The 18187-nt window shown below is 45.7% G+C and carries 2 protein-coding genes; both read right to left on the bottom strand.

Going from position 1 to position 18187, the window contains the following annotated elements; genetic code table 11:
• Positions 1-2: 2 nt before the first annotated feature.
• Entirely contained in the window at positions 3-290 is a 288-nt protein-coding gene (locus CWM22_03400; GenBank protein AUC91023.1) for a hypothetical protein, read from the bottom strand.
• Positions 291-667: 377 nt separating this feature from the next.
• Entirely contained in the window at positions 668-17719 is a 17052-nt protein-coding gene (locus CWM22_03395; GenBank protein AUC91022.1) for a hypothetical protein, read from the bottom strand.
• Positions 17720-18187: the final 468 nt, after the last annotated feature.

Below are 18187 nucleotides of genomic sequence, written 5' to 3'. Positions count from 1 at the left end.
TCCTATAAATTATCTAATCGGGCCATATACCGACTATGGCTAACCTGCAGTTCCTGGATATAAGAAGCTAAATCAAGCAACTCCTTTGGTGCTTTTCCAGCCTGCTCAAGTAATTCCCTATTCACATATGCAGAAAGCTGACTCGCCAACATATAGAGATTGTCTGAATGGTCAAGTTTCTGGGCAAATTCAACAAGTTTCTCACGCAAAACGGGCGAAATAACTTCTGGTGATAACTGATAAAGGGCTGATAAATGGGAGTAAAATTCTTTACGATTAGCTTTTTTCATAAAAAAACTCCTATATCCTTATTTTTAATATCAGTATATGGTATTTTCACAAGTCTGTCAATATATAGTGGTTTGAATTCACGCCGTACGCCTGAAGAAAATGCATGTAACTGTTTTCTAGCTACATGCATTTTTTCAAAAATACTTTGAAAAGTAAGCGCCCAATAACAAGTATATTGAAAAAGGGGCGGTTACCATAAAGAAAGAGAGGACGAATTTCGTCCTCTCTAGGTGTTAGCTGACATCAACCCACTACGGTTGACAAAGAGCCGGAAAGTATTGCCAAATTGCGGCTATACTTTCCTTGAGGTATTTTACCCTATTCTTATTTCAGTCGAGTCTCACCAGTATTTCAATTTGCATCGGAGAGATGAGAATTAGTTCTCATCTTCTCTTTTTGCTTTTCTAAACATAGCTACGCCCGCTAACAGAGCTAGACCAGATAGAACTAAGATAGGAGAACCATTTTCACCTGTTGCTGGCAATGGTTTCTTAGCTGCTCTTGTCGAAGAAGCAGATCCTGGCAATACTTTTGTAGTACCACTTGACTGACTTACGCCAGAGTCTGGATTAACTGTAGAATCTGTAGCAACTACTTTCGTAGCATCAATCTGATCCACGGAACCATCTGGGTAAGTAATGGTCACTGAACCATCATTGGCTACCTCAATCTGAGTACCTTCTGGAAGAATGTTATTCTTACGGATAGCAGTTTCTACCGCTTTCTTCTCAGCATCTGTCAATTTCGTCAAGTCTTTAACCTTAACTGCCAAGTCATTTGTTGGAGTGAGGCGTTCTGCAGAAGACTTGCCTGCAGGTACAGATTTAGCATCTGCTACATTTGAACCTTGCTTCAATTCTTCTTCGTTTGTAAAGCCGTCTTTATCCTCATCTGCTGTCAAGTCGTAAGCTGGCAAGCTATGGCTTACACCTTCACCATGTGTCGCATGAAGAACTGTCTGATCAGCAGGGAGTCGACCAATAGAACCATCTGGGTAGGTGATAGTCACTGAACCATCATTGGCTACCTCAATCTGAGTACCTTCTGGAAGATCCTTATCCTTACGGATAGCAGTTTCTACCGCTTTCTTCTCAGCATCTGACAATTTCGTCAAGTCTTTAACCTTAACTGCCAAGTCATTTGTTGGAGTGAGGCGTTCTGCAGAAGACTTGCCTGCAGGTACAGATTTAGCATCTGCTACATTTGAACCTTGCTTCAATTCTTCTTCGTTTGTAAAGCCATCTTTATCCTCATCTGCTGTCAAGTCGTAAGCTGGTAAGCTATGGCTTGTGCCTTTACCATTTTGAGCATCCATAACAGTCTTAGTTGGCAAGATTGTATCTGTTGACTTGTCTGGGTAGGTAACAGTAACTGTACCATCATCTGCTACGCTTACTTCTGTACCTTCTGGAAGAACATTGTCCTTACGAACAACATCTTCCAATTCTTTCTTCTCAGCATCTGTCAACTTAGATGCATCCTCAACAGCAATTGGTTTCTTCACTGTTGGAGCCAACTCTTCTGCAGTTTGTTTTGGTTGAACAAGTAATGTAGCCGCTTGACTAGATGGTACTCCCTCGTTCTTAGCAACAACTGATACTGCAGTGCCACCTTCCATTTCTGATGTAGAAATGCTGATTGTGCCATCTGGGTTAACAACAGCAATTGAAGTTTCTGGAAGAATCCAATTACCAGTTGCATCCTTGTTAGCTGTTACAGTGATTGGGGTTTCGCTACCAGCTGGTGTGAAGGTAATATCAAGGCTTGTAGCATTTTCCGCAGGAGGAGTTATAAGGACATTTCCGCTACCATCAAGGGCTAGTGATGGAGTCGCTGGAACTTCAACTACTGGTGTATCAGTGCTTGCTGGTTTAGCTGGTACATAAGTTGCAGAAGCTTCATCAGATGGAACTTGACCATTCTTAGTAACTACTGAAACTGCTGTGCCATCTGCTACCTTATCAGCTGGGATGGTAATAGTGCCATCTGGGTTGACAACAAGGCCTGAATCAGCTGGTGCTGTCCATGCGCCAGTTGCATCCTTACTTACAACTACAGTAACTGGTTGGCTTGCGCCTTCTGGAGTAAAGGTAATGTCAATGCCTGTAACATTTTCCACTGGTGGAACAATTGTTACGCTACCATTTTCATTGGTCTCTACGCTTGACTTAGCTGGAGTTTCCGGTACTTGAGGAGCTGGATCATTTGATGTCAAGTCGCCATTCTTAGCTACAAGACCTACTTGTCCTTCAGTACCATCTGCTAGCCTATCAGCTGGGATGGTAATAGTGCCATCTGGATTGACAACAAGACCTGAATCAGCTGGTGCTGTCCATGCGCCAGTTGCGTCCTTACCAAGCGTCACAGTAACTGGTTCTGTCGCACCTTCTGGTGTGAAGGTAATGTCAAGACCTGTAACATTTTCAACTGGTGGAACAATTGTTACGCTACCGTCTGCATTAGTAACTGATGTTGGCTTAGCTGGGATAGCTGGAAGTTCTGGAGTTGGAACAGGAACAACTGCTGAGCCTACTTCTGGTGAAGATACTGAACCATTCTCAGCCACTACCGTCACGGCTGTACCATCGGCTACGTTTTCAGCTGGGATGGTAATAGTGCCATCTGGATTGACAACAAGACCTGAATCAGCTGGTGCTGTCCATGTACCAGTTGCATCCTTACTTACAACTACAGTAACTGGTTGACTTGAACCTTCTGGTGTGAAGGTAATGTCAAGGTTGGTTACATTGTCAGTTGGTGGTGTAACAACTACAGCACCTGAATCTGTTGCTGTAACTTCTGGCTTGCTTGGTGCAACTGGTGTTTCTGGAGTTACTGCTGGAACAGGAACAACTGTTGAACCTACTTCTGGTGAAGATATTGAACCATTCTCAGCAACTACCGTCACGGCTGTGCCATCTGCTACTTTTTCAGCTGGGATGGTAATGGTGCCATCTGAGTTAATGACAAGGCCTGAATCAGCTGGGGCTGTCCATATGCCATTTTCATCCTTACTTACAACTACAGTAACTGGTTGGCTTGCGCCTTCTGGAGTGAAGGTAATGTCAAGGTTAGTTACATTGTCAGTTGGTGGTGTAACAACTACAGCACCTGAAGCTGTTGATGTAACTTCTGGCTTGCTTGGTGCAACTGGTGTTTCTGAAACAGGTTTAGCAGCTTTGACTGTGTCTGTTGGCTGGATAGTATCCGCTGACTTGTCTGGGTAGGTAACTGTAACTGTACCATTGTCTGAGACTGTAACCTCTGTTCCCTCTGGCAAGTCGTTTGAATCCTCAACAGCTTTCTTAACAGCTTCTTTCTCTGCATCAGTAAGCTTGTCTGGGTTCTTCACTTCTACTGGCTCAGTTAGACTTGGGGTTAATTGACCTGCGCTATCTTGACCTGCTGGAGTTGAAGATGGATCTGTGGCATTTGTACCTGCTTTCTCCTCTTCCGTATCAGTGAAGCCATCCTTGTCTGTGTCCTTAGCGACTTTGACTGTCTCTGCTGGCTGGATAGTATCTGTGGACTTGTCTGGGTAAGTAACTGTAACTGTACCATTGTCTGAGACTGAAACCTCTGTTCCCTCTGGCAAGTCGTTTGAATCCTCAACAGCTTTCTTAACAGATTCTTTCTCTGCATCAGTAAGCTTGTCTGGATTCTTCACTTCTACTGGCTCAGCTAGGCTTGGTGTTAATTGACCGGCGCTATCTTGACCTGCTGGAGTTGAAGCTGGGTTAGTTGCGTCTGTACCTGCCGTTGCCTCTTCTGTATCAGTGAAGCCATCCTTGTCTGTGTCCTTAGCGACTTTAACTGTCTCTGCTGGCTGGATAGTGTCTGTGGACTTGTCTGGGTAAGTAACTGTAACTGTACCATTGTCTGAGACTGTAACCTCTGTTCCCTCTGGCAAGTCGTTTGAATCCTCAACAGCTTTCTTAACAGCGTCTTTCTCTGCATCAGTAAGCTTGTCTGGGTTCTTCACTTCTACTGGCTCAGTTAGACCTGGGGTTAATTGACCTGCACTATCTTGACCTGCTGGAGTTGAAGATGGATCTGTGGCATTTGTACCTGCTTTCTCCTCTTCCGTATCAGTGAAGCCGTCCTTGTCTGTGTCCTTAGCGACTTTGACTGTCTCTGCTGGCTGGATAGTGTCTGTGGACTTGTCTGGGTAGGTTACTGTAACTGTACCATTGTCTGAGACTGAAACCTCTGTTCCCTCTGGCAAGTCGTTTGAATCCTCAACAGCTTTCTTAACAGATTCTTTCTCTGCATCAGTAAGCTTGTCTGGATTCTTCACTTCTACTGGCTCAGCTAGGCTTGGTGTTAATTGACCGGCGCTATCTTGACCTGCTGGAGTTGAAGATGGGTTAGTTGCGTCTGTACCTGCCGTTGCCTCTTCTGTATCAGTGAAGCCATCCTTGTCTGTGTCCTTAGCGACTTTAACTGTCTCTGCTGGCTGGATAGTGTCTGTGGACTTGTCTGGGTAGGTTACTGTAACCGTACCACTGTCTGAGACTGAAACTTCTGTTCCAGCTGGTAAGTCGTTAGTTTCCTCAACAGCTCTCTTAACAGATTCTTTCTCTGCATCAGTAAGCTTGTCTGGGTTCTTCACTTCTACTGGTTCAGTTAGACCTGGATTTAGACGATCTGCACTATCTTGACCTGCTGGAGTTGAAGATGGGTCTGTTGCGCTTGTACCTGCCGTTGCCTCTTCTGTATCAGTGAAGCCATCCTTGTCTGTGTCCTTAGCGACTTTAACTGTCTCTGCTGGTTGGATAGTGTCTGTGGACTTGTCTGGGTAGGTTACTGTAACTGTACCATTGTCTGAGACCGTAACCTCAGTTCCCTCTGGCAAGTCGTTTGAATCCTCAACAGCTTTCTTAACAGATTCTTTCTCTGCATCAGTAAGCTTGTCTGGATTCTTCACTTCTACTGGTTCAGCTAGGCTTGGTGTTAATTGACCGGCGCTATCTTGACCTGCTGGAGTTGAAGATGGGTCTGTTGCGCTTGTACCTGCCGTTGCCTCTTCTGTATCAGTGAAGCCATCCTTGTCTGTGTCCTTAGCGACTTTAACTGTCTCTGCTGGTTGGATAGTGTCTGTGGACTTGTCTGGGTAGGTTACTGTAACCGTACCATCGTTTGCAACTGAAACAGTCGTTCCAGCTGGCAAGTCGTTTGAATCCTCAACGGCTTTCTTAACAGCTTCTTTCTCTGCATCAGTAAGCTTGTCTGAATTCTTCACTTCTACTGGCTCAGTTAGACCTGGATTTAGACGTTCTGCACTATCTTGACCTTCTGGAGTTGAAGATGGGTTATTTGCATCTGTACCCGCCGCTGCTTCTTCTGTATCAGTGAAGCCATCGCCGTCTTTATCCACATTAGCTGGGGTTGAATCAGCCTTAGTTGGGTTGCTGCCGGCTGTGATTTCTTCCTGATCTGAGAAGCCATCGCCATCTGTGTCAGATTTGTTTGGATCTGTGCCACGTGTAGCTTCATCTTCATTGCTGATGCCGTCGCCGTCCGTGTCTGTCTCGCTTGAAGCTGGTTTAGAATCTGCCTTAGTAGGGTCTGTGCCACGTTCGACCTCTTCCTTGTCTGAGAAGCCGTCGTTGTCACTGTCAACCTTGCTTGGATCTGTACCATTTTCAGTTTCCTGGCGATCGCTGATACCATCACCATCTGTATCTACAAACTGAGTAACTGCATCTTTTGGCTGGATAGTGTCTGTTGAATTATCTGGGTAAGTAACTGTAACCGTACCATCGTTTGCAACTGAAACAGTCGTTCCAGCTGGCAAGTCGTTTGAAGCCTCAACGGCTTTCTTAACAGCTTCTTTCTCTGCATCAGTAAGCTTGTCTGGGTTCTTAACTTCTACTGGCTCAGTTAGACCTGGATTTAGACGTTCTGCACTATCTTGACCATCTGGAGTTGAAGCTGGATCGGTTGCGCTTGTACCTGCTTTTTCTTCTTCCTTGTTGCTGAAGCCATCCTTGTCTGTATCAGTGTCCACTGGAACGAAAATCTTATCTTTCGAACCATCTGGGTAGGTCACTGTTACTTCGACACCTGCTTGGCCATTCTTCTGAAGAACAACTGGATTTTCAATTGAAAGATCCACAGCTGGCTTGTCACCATCTGCTGTCAAGGCAGGAACGTCAACATTTGCCAAGATCTTAGCCTGATCAGCTTCTGGAACTGCTGTACCATTGTCAGTCGCTACAGAAACCAGAACAGGATCAGTAGACTTCAAGACAGGAGTGTAGGTCACATTGTCCGCTGTCTTAATCGGAACAAGAATAGTATCTGCCGTACCATCTGGGTAGGTTACTTTAACCGCAACAGCTGGCTGGTTGTTTGGACCTTCTACAATCGTAGGATCCTCAATGCTTGCTGTACCACCCTTGGTATCTACATTGTTCTTGATCGCTTCAAGATCTGCTGGCTCTTCTACTTGAGCACCTACCGCCGGAGCATCCATAACGCCAACTGGAGTTTGGCTCTTCAAGCTTGGCTCTTTGGCCACATTGTCCGCTTGTTTCACAGGAACCTTGATGATATCTTTCGAACCATCTGTATAGGTCACTGTCACAGGAAGAACTGGTTGGTCACCATCCATTTCCACTACAGCGTCATCAGCGATGCTTGCCTTGCCACCTTCTGGAACGACAACCTTGTCAAGGATAACATTCTGATCTGCTGGATCAGTGATGCTTGCACCTGCTGTAGGATTTTCTGTAATAACAGCTTGAGCTGGTTTGCCCGCTTCAGCTTCTTTCAGACTTGGTTCCTTGGTTGCACTTACTTTTTGTACAATCGGAACATCCACTGTATCTGTCGTACCATCTGCATAGGTCACAATAGCCTTGACAACTGGCTGACCGTTAACTTCTTCTACCCGTGGATTTTCTGGAAGGCTGACAACAGGAGCTTTCTCACCAGCAGCCACTTTCGGTACTGGTACCGCTGCAATAATCGCATCCTTGTCATCCTGGCTAGTAATAGCTGTACCTGGAGCCGTCGCAGCATCAACCTGAACAGGATCTGTCACTGGACTTGGTGTGTACTTGCTATTGTCTGCACGTTTGACTGGAACAGAAATTGTATCAGTCGTACCGTCTGGGTAGGTCACCGTTACTGGAACAACTGCCTGACCATCTTCACGGACAACAGTAGCGTCATCTGCGATTGTAGCTTCTGCACCTGCTGGAAGGTCAACCTTAGCAAGAATAGCTGGCTTGTCATCCGCAGGAACTGGCGTACCAGTTGTTGCAGCTGCCTGGATTGGTACTGGAATCTGGTCTGTCAAGCTTGGCTCATTCACAACGTTGTCTGCCTGCTTAACTGGCACTTCAATCGTATCTTGAGTACCGTCTGGGTAGGTCACAAGAACATTGACAACTGGTTGACCAGCATGTGGACCATCTTCCTTACCAGCAACAATGGTGTTATTCACCACTTCAGCCTTACCTGTCTTCGGATCTACCTTAGCAGCAATAGCATCCAAGTTTGCCTTATCTGACACCGTCAAACCAACAGTCGCTTCTGTCAGAATTGGAACTGGATTGGTGTCTTTCAGACTTGGATCCAGAGCCAAATTATCAGCCTGTTTCACAGGAACATTGATGATTTCAGAAGTACCATCTGGGTAAGTCACTGTCACAGGAACAACTGGTTTGTTGGTCAATGGATCGTTGGCAACAACTGCACCATCCGCAACCGCTGCTGTCGTGCCTACTGGCAACTTGCTCAAGTCAACCTTAGCCACTGCCGCATCCTTGTCCGCTTGGTTGGTGATTGCTACACCTGGAGTTGGATCGATAGCCACCAAAGCTTCAGCTGGCTTGCCAAGTTCTGGTTCTTTCAGGCTTGGAGTGTTTGTTTGGTTATCCGCTTGTTTAACAGGAACAGGGACAATATCCTTAGTGCCATCTGGATAGGTCACTTCTACATTGACCACAGGATTACCAGCTTGATCCATAACCACCTTAGCAGGTTCTGCTACTTTGACAGATTGAGGAGGGTTTGGAAGACCGGCTACATTGACCTTGTCTGTAATCAATTTCTTATCTGCATCTGACTCTACTGGAGTATTTTCAGCAACTGGAACACTGATTGGAGCTGGTTTTTCAGGAGCTGTAACCGTTGGGTTGTTGGCTTCATTGTCCTTCTGGTTGACTGGAACAGAGATCACTTCGCTGGTCTTATCTGGGTAAGTCACCGTTACTTCAACGAATGCCTTGCCATCAACCACCTTAACTGGTGATGTGATTTCCTTAGTAACCTCAGGAGCCTGACCACCATCTACAGCTGGAACCGTCACACTATTTAAGATAGCTGGCTTATCAGCTTCCGCAATCGGTGCATCTGGCGCATCTGAACCAGTAATGGCTACCGGTGCTTCTGCAGCTGGTGCTGTTGGTGTGTAGGTCTCGCTATCTTTCTGGTCAACTGGAACCTTGATGATTTCAGAAGTACCATCTGGGTAGCTTACAAGAACTGGAACAACTGGTTTGTCATCCACAAGCTCAACCTTAGCTCCATCTGGAACCTTAGCTGTGGTATTTTCTGGCAACTTGTTCAAGTCAACCTTCGCAGCAATAGCTTCCTTGTCTGCATCTTGTACAGGTGTTTCAGCCTTAGCTGGTGTATTGGTCAAGACAGGTTGATCCGCATCCGTCAAGCTTGGCGTGTGCTTCACGCTGTCTTTTTGAACTACAGGAACATAGACTGTATCTGTCGTATTGTCTGGATAAGTCACGGTCACTGGAACAACTGGCTTGCCATCCACAAGCTCAACCTTAGCATCTGGTGCAAGACTTACCTCACCACCTGAACCATCTGGGATTACTACAGCATCCTTGATGGCTTTCTTATCATCTTCTGACAAGGTGCCGTCTTGAACAGCTGGTGCATCCACTTGAACAGCCGTTTCTGGTGCTGTTGGGTTGTGGGTTTCGTTATCTTTCTGGTTAACAGGGACATTGACGGTTTCAGAAGTGCCGTCTGGGTAGCTTACTTTCACTGTCACATACGGACCATCTGGACCTTCTGTCACTGGTGAAGTGATTTCCTTAGTAACCTTAGGAGCCTGACCACCATCTACAGCAGGAACTATCACGCTATCAAGGATCGCTGCTTTATCAGTAGGATCAGTGATTTCTGTACCTGGAGTTTGTGGAGAAGTAATCGCTACAGCATTGTCCTTGTTCGGTGCTTCTGGGTTGTAAGTCAAGTCATCCTTCTGGTCAACCGGAACCTTGATGGTTTCAGAAGTACCGTCTGGGTAGCTTACAAGAACTGGAACAACTGGCTTGCCATTTTCAAGCTCAACCACAGCATCATCTGGCACCTTAGTCTCTGTACCTTGAGGAAGATTTGTCTTATCAACCTTGGCTGCAATAGCTGCCTTATCAGTCTCTTGAACTGGCTCATTTGCCTTAGCAGGTGTGTCGGTCAAGACTGGGCTGTTCGCCTCTGTCAAGACTGGGGTATGCTTGGTGCTGTCTTTTTGGACAACAGGGACATCCACTGTTTCAGTCGTGCCGTCTGGGTAGGTCACTGTCACTGGAACAACTGGTGTACCATTTCGGTCAACAACCTTGGCATCCTCTGGAAGACTTGCTACACCGCCTGAACCTTGTGGAATCGTCACAGCATCCTTGACAGCTTGCTTATCAGCATCGGACAAGCTAGTGTCGGTCGTTGCTGCTACGTCCAATTGAACTGGCCTAGTAGGAGCTTCTGGGTTGTGGACTTGGTTGTCAGCGTGTTTGACAGGAACTTCAATCTTCTCTTTAGACTTATCTGGGTAAGTAATTTCTACTTCGACAACTTTCTTACCTTGATTTGTACCTGTACCGTCTTTGACTGGCGAAGCAATCGTCTTAGTCACTTCTGGCTTAGTGCCATCTGGAGTAGCTGCTGGGACATCTACATTGGCAAGAATAGCTGCGTCATCTGGGCTGGCAATCTGAGTGTCATTTGTTGGCTCTACAGAGATAGGAACCTCTTTAGGATTTACCAAGTTTGGTGTGTAAACAGCTCTGTCATACTGGCGAACTGGTACCTGAACCTTATCAACTGTGCCATCTGGGTAGCGAACTTCTGCCTCAACGACAGGCTTATCGCCAACCAATTTAACAGCTGCATTGTCAGGGACATGAATCTCACCATTTGAACCTACTGGTACATTGACACCAAACTTCAAGGCTTCTTTTTCTTCAGCAGAAAGGGTTTGACCTGGCGTCACTGGACTATCCAATGGTACCGGTGTTTCTTTAGCAGTCGCATCGTACTTGGTACTATCTTTTTGGACAACTGGGACATCGACAAAATCATTAGTGCCATCTGGATAGGTCACCGTTGCTTTGACAACTGGATTGCCATTCACAAGCTCAACCTTAGCATCCTCTGGAAGACTTACTTGACCACCAGAGTTTGCTGGCACAGTCACTGCTGCCTTGATGGCATTCTTATCATCGTCTGATAGGGTGCTGTTGGCAGTAGCTGGTGCATCCAATTTGACAGCTTCAGCTGGTGCTGTTGGGTTGTGGGCTTCATTATCCTTCTGATCTACTGGGACATAGACAGTGTCTGTTGTCTGGTCTGGGTAGGTCACGGTTACCTTGACAACTTGCTTGCCACCTTGTTCCTCAACCACAGGATTTTGATCCAGACTTGGTGTGCCATTAGAACCTGTCGGAACAGAAACCTTGGCAAGGATAGCATCCTTATCAGCCTGGTCTGTGATTTGTGTACCGGTCTCATGGCTAGCCTTGATAGCTGCTGGAGCTTCTGGATTTGTCACAGTGGCTTCATACTTGGCATTATCTCTCTGGCGAACTGGTACTTCAACGTTTTCACTTGAACCGTCTGGGTACTCAACTGTCGCTACAACAACTGGCTTGCCTGTATTTCCTTCTGTACCATTTGTCACACGAGCGTCCGCTGGAACTGTGACGGTTGGCTGTCTGTCGCCAGTGAAGGTCGGAACAGTTACCGCTGCCTTGACTGCATTGCGCTCATCTTCTGTCAATTCTGTACCTGCCGTTGCAGCAGAGTTGATCGGTGTTTCAGCTACTACTGGTGTGTGCTGAGCACTGTCTTTCTGCTTGAATGGTACGTTCACTGTTTCAGATGAGTTGTCTGGGTAAGTGATAGTCACAGCACCATTTTCAGCAACATCAAATCTAGTATTTTCAGGGAATTTAGATGCGCCTTCTGGAGTTTTGTTGGCCTCTTTGAGGGCATCGATCAGAGCAGTCTTATCTGCCTCTGAAGTTGATCTTGCACCATCGATGAGAACTGGAGTTGTGTCAGCCGGTGCTGTCACCTCGATGTTATCAGCCTGAGTTGGCCATGTAGCACGAACCGTTACTGTCTTGTCTTGAGATACAAATGTTCGTTTGAACTCTTCTGACGCGCTTGCATGTGCTTTTGTGCGAATGATTACTGGAACTTCCACATTCTTACCGCTTGTCGGAGCATCTGCTGGAATAACCACATCAAAATCAATCAAATTATTTTGACCTGAACCAACATTGAAGTTGATCTTAGGTCTAACATCCTCAGGAGTCAGTGCTTGATCAAAGGCTTTTTCAATAGCTGTCTCTGGCTGGTTAACAGTGGCATCAACAATACGAACATAGAAGTCATTTGTCGCCGCACTTGCTTGGTCTAAGTTATCCAAGGCACGAAGCTTACGGGTATGTTTGCCGATAGCAGAATCTGTTTTACCAGAAATCAAGGCTGCCTTCGTATTGCTTCCCTTGTCTTTTTCACCAACCGTCAAGCCCATCTCATCCTTAGTGCTTCCATTGGTAGAGACAATTTGGACATCCTTAATTGATTCGTTGTCCGTAAAGCCTCCCAACTCCACTGGAGTGGTCATATCTGTATTCTTGAAGACTACCAAATCATTCGGCTGGGTAGTTACTGTTGGAAGACCTGATTTAAGCGGTACATTTACGTCTTCACGAGAGCCATCATTGTAGATAACCGTCACTACACCATTAGAAGCAACCTCGTAGCGTGTGTCATCAGACAATTTACCTGGGTTGGCTGCTTTAAGTGCATCGATGATGGTTTGTTTTTCATCCTCTGCTACAGTTGTCCCCTTGATTTGAACAGCCTCAGGCACTACCAATTCAGTACTATCCGCAAGGGTATCTCTCTGGCGAACTGGTACTTCCACCTGTTCAGTCGTACCATCTGGGTACTCGACGGTCGCAACAACAACTGGCTTGCCTGTGTTTCCATTTGTACCATTCGTCACACTAGCATTGTCTGGAACTGTGATAGTAGGCTGTTTGTCACCAGCTGGGAAGTTCGGAACAGTTACCGCTGCCTTAACGGCATTGCGCTCATCCTCTGTCAATGGTGTGCCAGTTGTAGCAGCAGAATTAATCGGTGTTTCAGTCACGCTTGGAGTGTGCTGAGCACTGTCTTTCTGCTTGAATGGTACTGTTACTTGCTCTGATGAGCGGTCTGGATAAGTGATGGTTACTGTACCATCCTCAGCAACATCAAATGTAGTATTTTCTGGGAATTTAGATGTGCCTTCTGGAGTTTTGTTGGCCTCTTTGAGGGCATTGATCAGAGCAGTCTTATCTGCGTCTGTCGTTGGAGCCGCACCATCAATGAGGGCCTGCTGAGTTGGAGCAATTGGTTCGATCACATCTTTTTGCTCATTGTAATCCACTGCAATGTTATTGACGATGGTTTGACCGTAAACGTTGGTTGTTTCCATCTTCACAGTGTAGTTGCCACTTGTTGGAAGTTCAGAAATATTTGTGATTGCTGTGAACTGGCCATTTTCAGGTGTGTAACCTGCTACCTTGTGGCTATGGTTATCCGCTGGGACAGTCATGCCTGAGCTTACAGCAACACGGAGTTTGTTGGTCAATTCATCCTGAGTGAGAGCTGTGCCATATACTTTTGCGATGGCTGTCTCATCTGTCTTCTCAACACGGTAAGCTTTGATACGGATAGTTGAGGTGATGGCTGACTTGGCAGGGTTGCCATTGTCTGTCGCCTTGATTCTATGGTGCCATACGCTGTTGATACCATTACGAACCAGGTTAGTAGACTGGTTTCTGTCAAATTCACCAAGCAACTTACCCTCTGGTGTAAAGGCAATACCTGTATTCGTTACCTTGTTTTCATTGTCAATACCAATCAATTCAACCTTGGCAATGCCAGTATTGTCTTGGACTGGGATACCGCCTGTTGCATTGTCAGGTACAAAGTCTGGAGCATATTCTACAACTTCGCTACCGTTAGTCTTAGCACCAAAGACAAAGATTGTCTTGTATGTTGAGCTTCCAACGGTTGTATTGACACCAAAGTCTCCGAAGGTTGGAGCTGGGTTGGTTTTTGATACTTGCTGAGCTGTAAGCGTATCTGTCTTGCCACCGTGTGGGTAGGTGACGGTTACTCGACCGTTTTCTGCAACATCAATCCGTACCTGCTTGTTTGTGTCACCGTTTGCTGCATTGTCAATCTCTGCGATGTGTGGGTTAGCAGTTCTGACAGCCTGCTTGATGGCATTCTTCTCATCTTCTGTCAAACGACTTGGGTTGTTGACAGAGACTTTGGCACTTTCTTCTGGAGCTGCCAAACGATCCACAACAGTGAAGGTGATGTCGGTGAAAGTCACTTTTTCACTAGTTCCACGTGGTGTGTTACCGTCTGCAACACGGAATTTATAAGTCGTGCGTTCCAAGGTTTGACTTGGGTTGGCAGTCAAGCTTACCGTTCCTGTACGTGACCGTTTGCCATAATTATGATTCTCGAATACAAATTCTGGAGAACTGTCTGGTATAGAAATTGTAAAGGCTTGAGGGGTATTTCCGTTTGTAAAGTTGAGGATAGCTGGCGTGAGTGGATCAGAAGTGTTGTTTTCTGGACGAATACTCATCGTTCCTGTTGACACACCGCCCTCAGTACCAAACATAGAGTTATCCTGAATCGGAATCGTAATGGTCGCTTCTTGACCTCTGATAAGGACATGCTCTGTTGGAGTCGCTGTTGGGGCAATGTCATCTTTCAGGATATAGCGGTACTCTAGTCTTGGCGAAACCACACCATGAGTATTGGCAACTGTGAAGTAGAATTTGGCAATGCCTGTACCAGTAAAGTTGACAACACCGTTTTCTTCGATGGTGGTGAAGTAACCTACTGCTCCATTATCCTGCTGTCTGTCATACTTGACAAACTTAAGACCAAGCAGTTGAAGGTGTCTTTGTGTTGCTTCATCGAATGTGACAGAGTCAATATTGATACCAGATTCTTGATCTGTCACGATTAACTCATTCAGTCGTGTAGAATTTTCACCATATTCTTCTACTGGTGTTGGTTGATTTGGTCTTGGTACCTTACGACCTACTGTACTGATTGCATGAGCAGCTACATCGCTATAGATTTCCATTCTATCACCACCCAAAACTGGCGGCGTTGTATCACGATCTGGTGCATGTCCATCTAGGGCGATTCTAGCTTCTTGGAGTTTAGCAAGGGCAGCGTCAACTTCAGCCTGAGTTGCGACTGGGTTAGCCTTGTCACGAACTGCTATTGCCTGTGTAAGGGCTGCTTCATAGGCCTGTTTCTTGTCGTCACTAGCATAGGTATATTCTGCATTGGCTGGGTCTTTCACCTGACTAGAGCGATCAATCTCAGCCCTGAGGTTGCCCTTGTCTACATCCTTGGTGACTGGTTGAGTTGTACCACCCAAGCCACGGATCGCATCGGTCAAGTTTGAAATCAACTGACCTACGGATGTTGTTGGCAATTCACCTGTTTGTGGTGATACTCTCTTGGCAGCATCCAAGGCAGTATTAAAGGTATTTTGCTTAGCTCTATCTGCTCTTGAATAATCACTTGACTGCTTGATCGTTTCTGCTTGCGCCACCAAATCCTTCAAGTGTTTCATTTCACCGTCCAAGGCACGGGCACTTGTCAGCATGTCTGCCACACCTTGTTGAGACTTATCTCTTTCCAAGCCTGCCAACAATTCTTCTTTTTGCTTATTGTTGATATTTGTCAGCTGGTTGATGGCATCCTTGGCCTGGATATAGTCGCTGTAAGCTCGTGCCTGGTCGACTGCATTGGTAATCTCTGATGGGGTTTGGGCACGGTCTACAATTCCAAGGAACTCATTTTTCTTCTCTTCTGGTAGGCCTGAGATGGCATTGATGTCACGTCTGGCCTGGTCTCTGAGAACTTCTGCCTTGGCTCTTTCTAGGATGGCTTCTATCCGTTCAGCTGGTTTTTTGCCATCTGAGCTGACAGTATTGAAATTAGTCTCTGTGATTTGAGCACGCAATTCATCCTTGTTGCTTGGAGCTGGATTCATGTTATCGAGCTGTTCCAAGGCACTGCGTTTCAGGTCTTCAAAGGCTGCTTCTTCGATGATGGCGTTGATTTGATCCTGTGTGGTTGCATTATCAATTCGGTTTCTGTAAGGTGTTTTTTCACCATCATTTAGTTTGCTGAGGGCGTTGATAGCCTCCTTGCCCTTGTTCCTCATATTGGTGGTGTTGAGGGCTTTGGCATCATTGAGTTTCTGGTCAACTACAGTAGTCGTCGTTGCGCTATTGATGGCATTGATGGCTGCCGTCTTCTCATTTTGAGAAAGGTGCGGAAGGGCATTGATTTCCTGGATAGCCGCTGCTTTCTTCTTATCGAGGGCATTCTTCTCATTGCGTGCTTCAGTGATGATCGCTTCAATAGCCTGCTGGTTTTGGGCCGCATCGATTCTGCTCTTCCAATCAGCAGCCTTACCATTGATGTTACCGATGCTATCGATGGTAGCCTTGGCTTCATCCTTGGTAGTCTTCAATGGATCTTCTTGGTAGAAGAGCATAGCAGGTGTCAAGAGACCGTAGACTTGGGTGTTTACTGGGCCACCAAAACGGCTATCTTTTGTAACCCCTTTAACTTCAATACCCTGAATTTGAGTTTGTCTACTATCTGTATACTTAATTGAAGCTGTAAGATGTTGAGCCTTCCAGTTATCTGGTCCAAATGTACGCGCCGAATTCTTGAATCCCCATTGATTATTCCAAGATTGAAGCTGTTTATTCAACTCAAGAAACTTATTCAACTGTTCTTGCCACTGGGTCAGATAGGTAGCTTTATTTCCAATAGTAGCGATGTTGGCAACTGCTTTTTTAGCTGGCAAGTTTAATTGATGGTCTTCACCTTGCAAACCAACCATATCGTTTCCAACTACTCCTCGTCCCTTAAGGACAAAATTAGTCGAAGTAGATGGAGCTGTTGGTGCAGCACCTGATGCAGTGTTGATTTTATAAACCAACTGCTTCATCGGGATGGTCTTTTCTGAACCATCCTTGAATCGGAGGACTGCATTGCCACCGATACCATCAGATGATACCGTCACATTTGTAACCAGTGGACCTGCACCATTGAAGAGGTCTGGGTTAGCTTCACGGATTTTTTGTGCGATGTTATTGCGTGTCTGTTGACTTAGGTCTTGCAGACTGTTAACTCCTATACGAGCAGGTGGGTTAATGGTAGACTTTTCAGCCAGCGTGCGGGTATCTGGCGTTGTGCCATACTGAGCCAAGAAGTTAGCATGACTTCCAGACTCTTCATTAAGACCTACGACGAAGTTCATCGGAGCATTGCCGTCTTTCACACGAGCACGGAACTTATAGACATGCTTATCGGTAGAGCCACTAAATCTGTTGATGTAGACAGTTCGGGAAGTGGCTTTAAAGTCACTAGCAGCTTTTGTTAGAGCTTCTTTACCACTACCAGCATTGTTAGGAACTGAGAACATCAGACGATCCCAGTCACCGTTCCATCTGCCTTCGCTTTGACCACCGATGGTATCTCCACCAGGATCAGTTGGAGATGTTACTTTTTTATGTCTTTCGCCCTGTAAAGAATCTGGACTACCTATGATATAGCGATGGTCCCAAAGGCGGTACCATGGCTCATCCGCAAATCTGTAATCACCCTGCCATGTTCTATACTCTGTGGTTTCACGAGGGGTTCTCTCACCTTGCCAGTAGAGTTCCCGAGTGATCTTTTCTGGCTCGTAAAGGGATTTCGGCATATTGAAATACAGAAAACGTCTCGCATAGCCGTCATGATCTTGGTTGAAGGTCAGTGTGACATCCACATACTGGACTCCATTTACCTCTACAAATGACTTTTCAATTTTGAAGTCCCCGTCACTGGCTAGAGCTTTTGGCGAACCGTTACGAACATAGCGAATTTCTACACCTGGATCATAGTCTGTACCAGCTTGAACTTGCTCGACGCCACTCAAGACCATTCCACTACCGATAACCAGTGAAACAACACCGATTGTCAACTTACGAATACCAAATTGACTGCGCTTTTCAAAGTTAAAGGCTTCTTGACGATTCAACTTATTTCGTTTAATTTTAAACAAATTCATTTCCTCCTATTTTTGGCATTGACGGAACAGGAACTAGACTGTAGACAATTAAATCTAGAACTAGTTCAGTTTACATATCTTACTAGGTATCCTCCTCTCTTTTCCAACTGACGCAACGACAAAAGGCGGAAACTTCTGTCCGAAGTCCGCCACAAAAAAACTATAGAAAATCAAAGAGACAGTCTACACCCGTCTGTCTGTCTGTCTGTCTGTCTGTCTGTCTGTCTGTCTGTCTGTCTGTCTGTCTGTCTGTCTGTCTGTCTGTCTAATGGTAAGACATTTCATAAGAACTGTCAACTCCTTATATCAATGCGTTGTAAGTAGTTTACCATACATTTTAAATTTTTTCAAGTATTTTTGCAATCGATTATAAGGTCGCAGACAAAACTTTCGAGCAAGCGTATGGTTTATAATGGTTTGAATTAGGAAATGGACATGTTTGAGTTATAGTATCAGTAGCCCACTTCC

The sequence above is a fragment of the Streptococcus suis genome (assembly GCA_002831545.1).
GTDB classification, from domain to species: Bacteria; Bacillota; Bacilli; order Lactobacillales; family Streptococcaceae; genus Streptococcus; species Streptococcus suis_P.
This window is presented reverse-complemented; position numbering and strand designations above follow the sequence as displayed.

Excerpts from the sequence above, each read along its gene's own strand:
- CWM22_03400 (AUC91023.1), bottom strand. The coding sequence starts at position 290 with ATGAAAAAAGCTAATCGTAAAGAATTTTACTCCCATTTATCAGCCCTT.
- CWM22_03395 (AUC91022.1), bottom strand. The coding sequence starts at position 17,719 with ATGAATTTGTTTAAAATTAAACGAAATAAGTTGAATCGTCAAGAAGCC.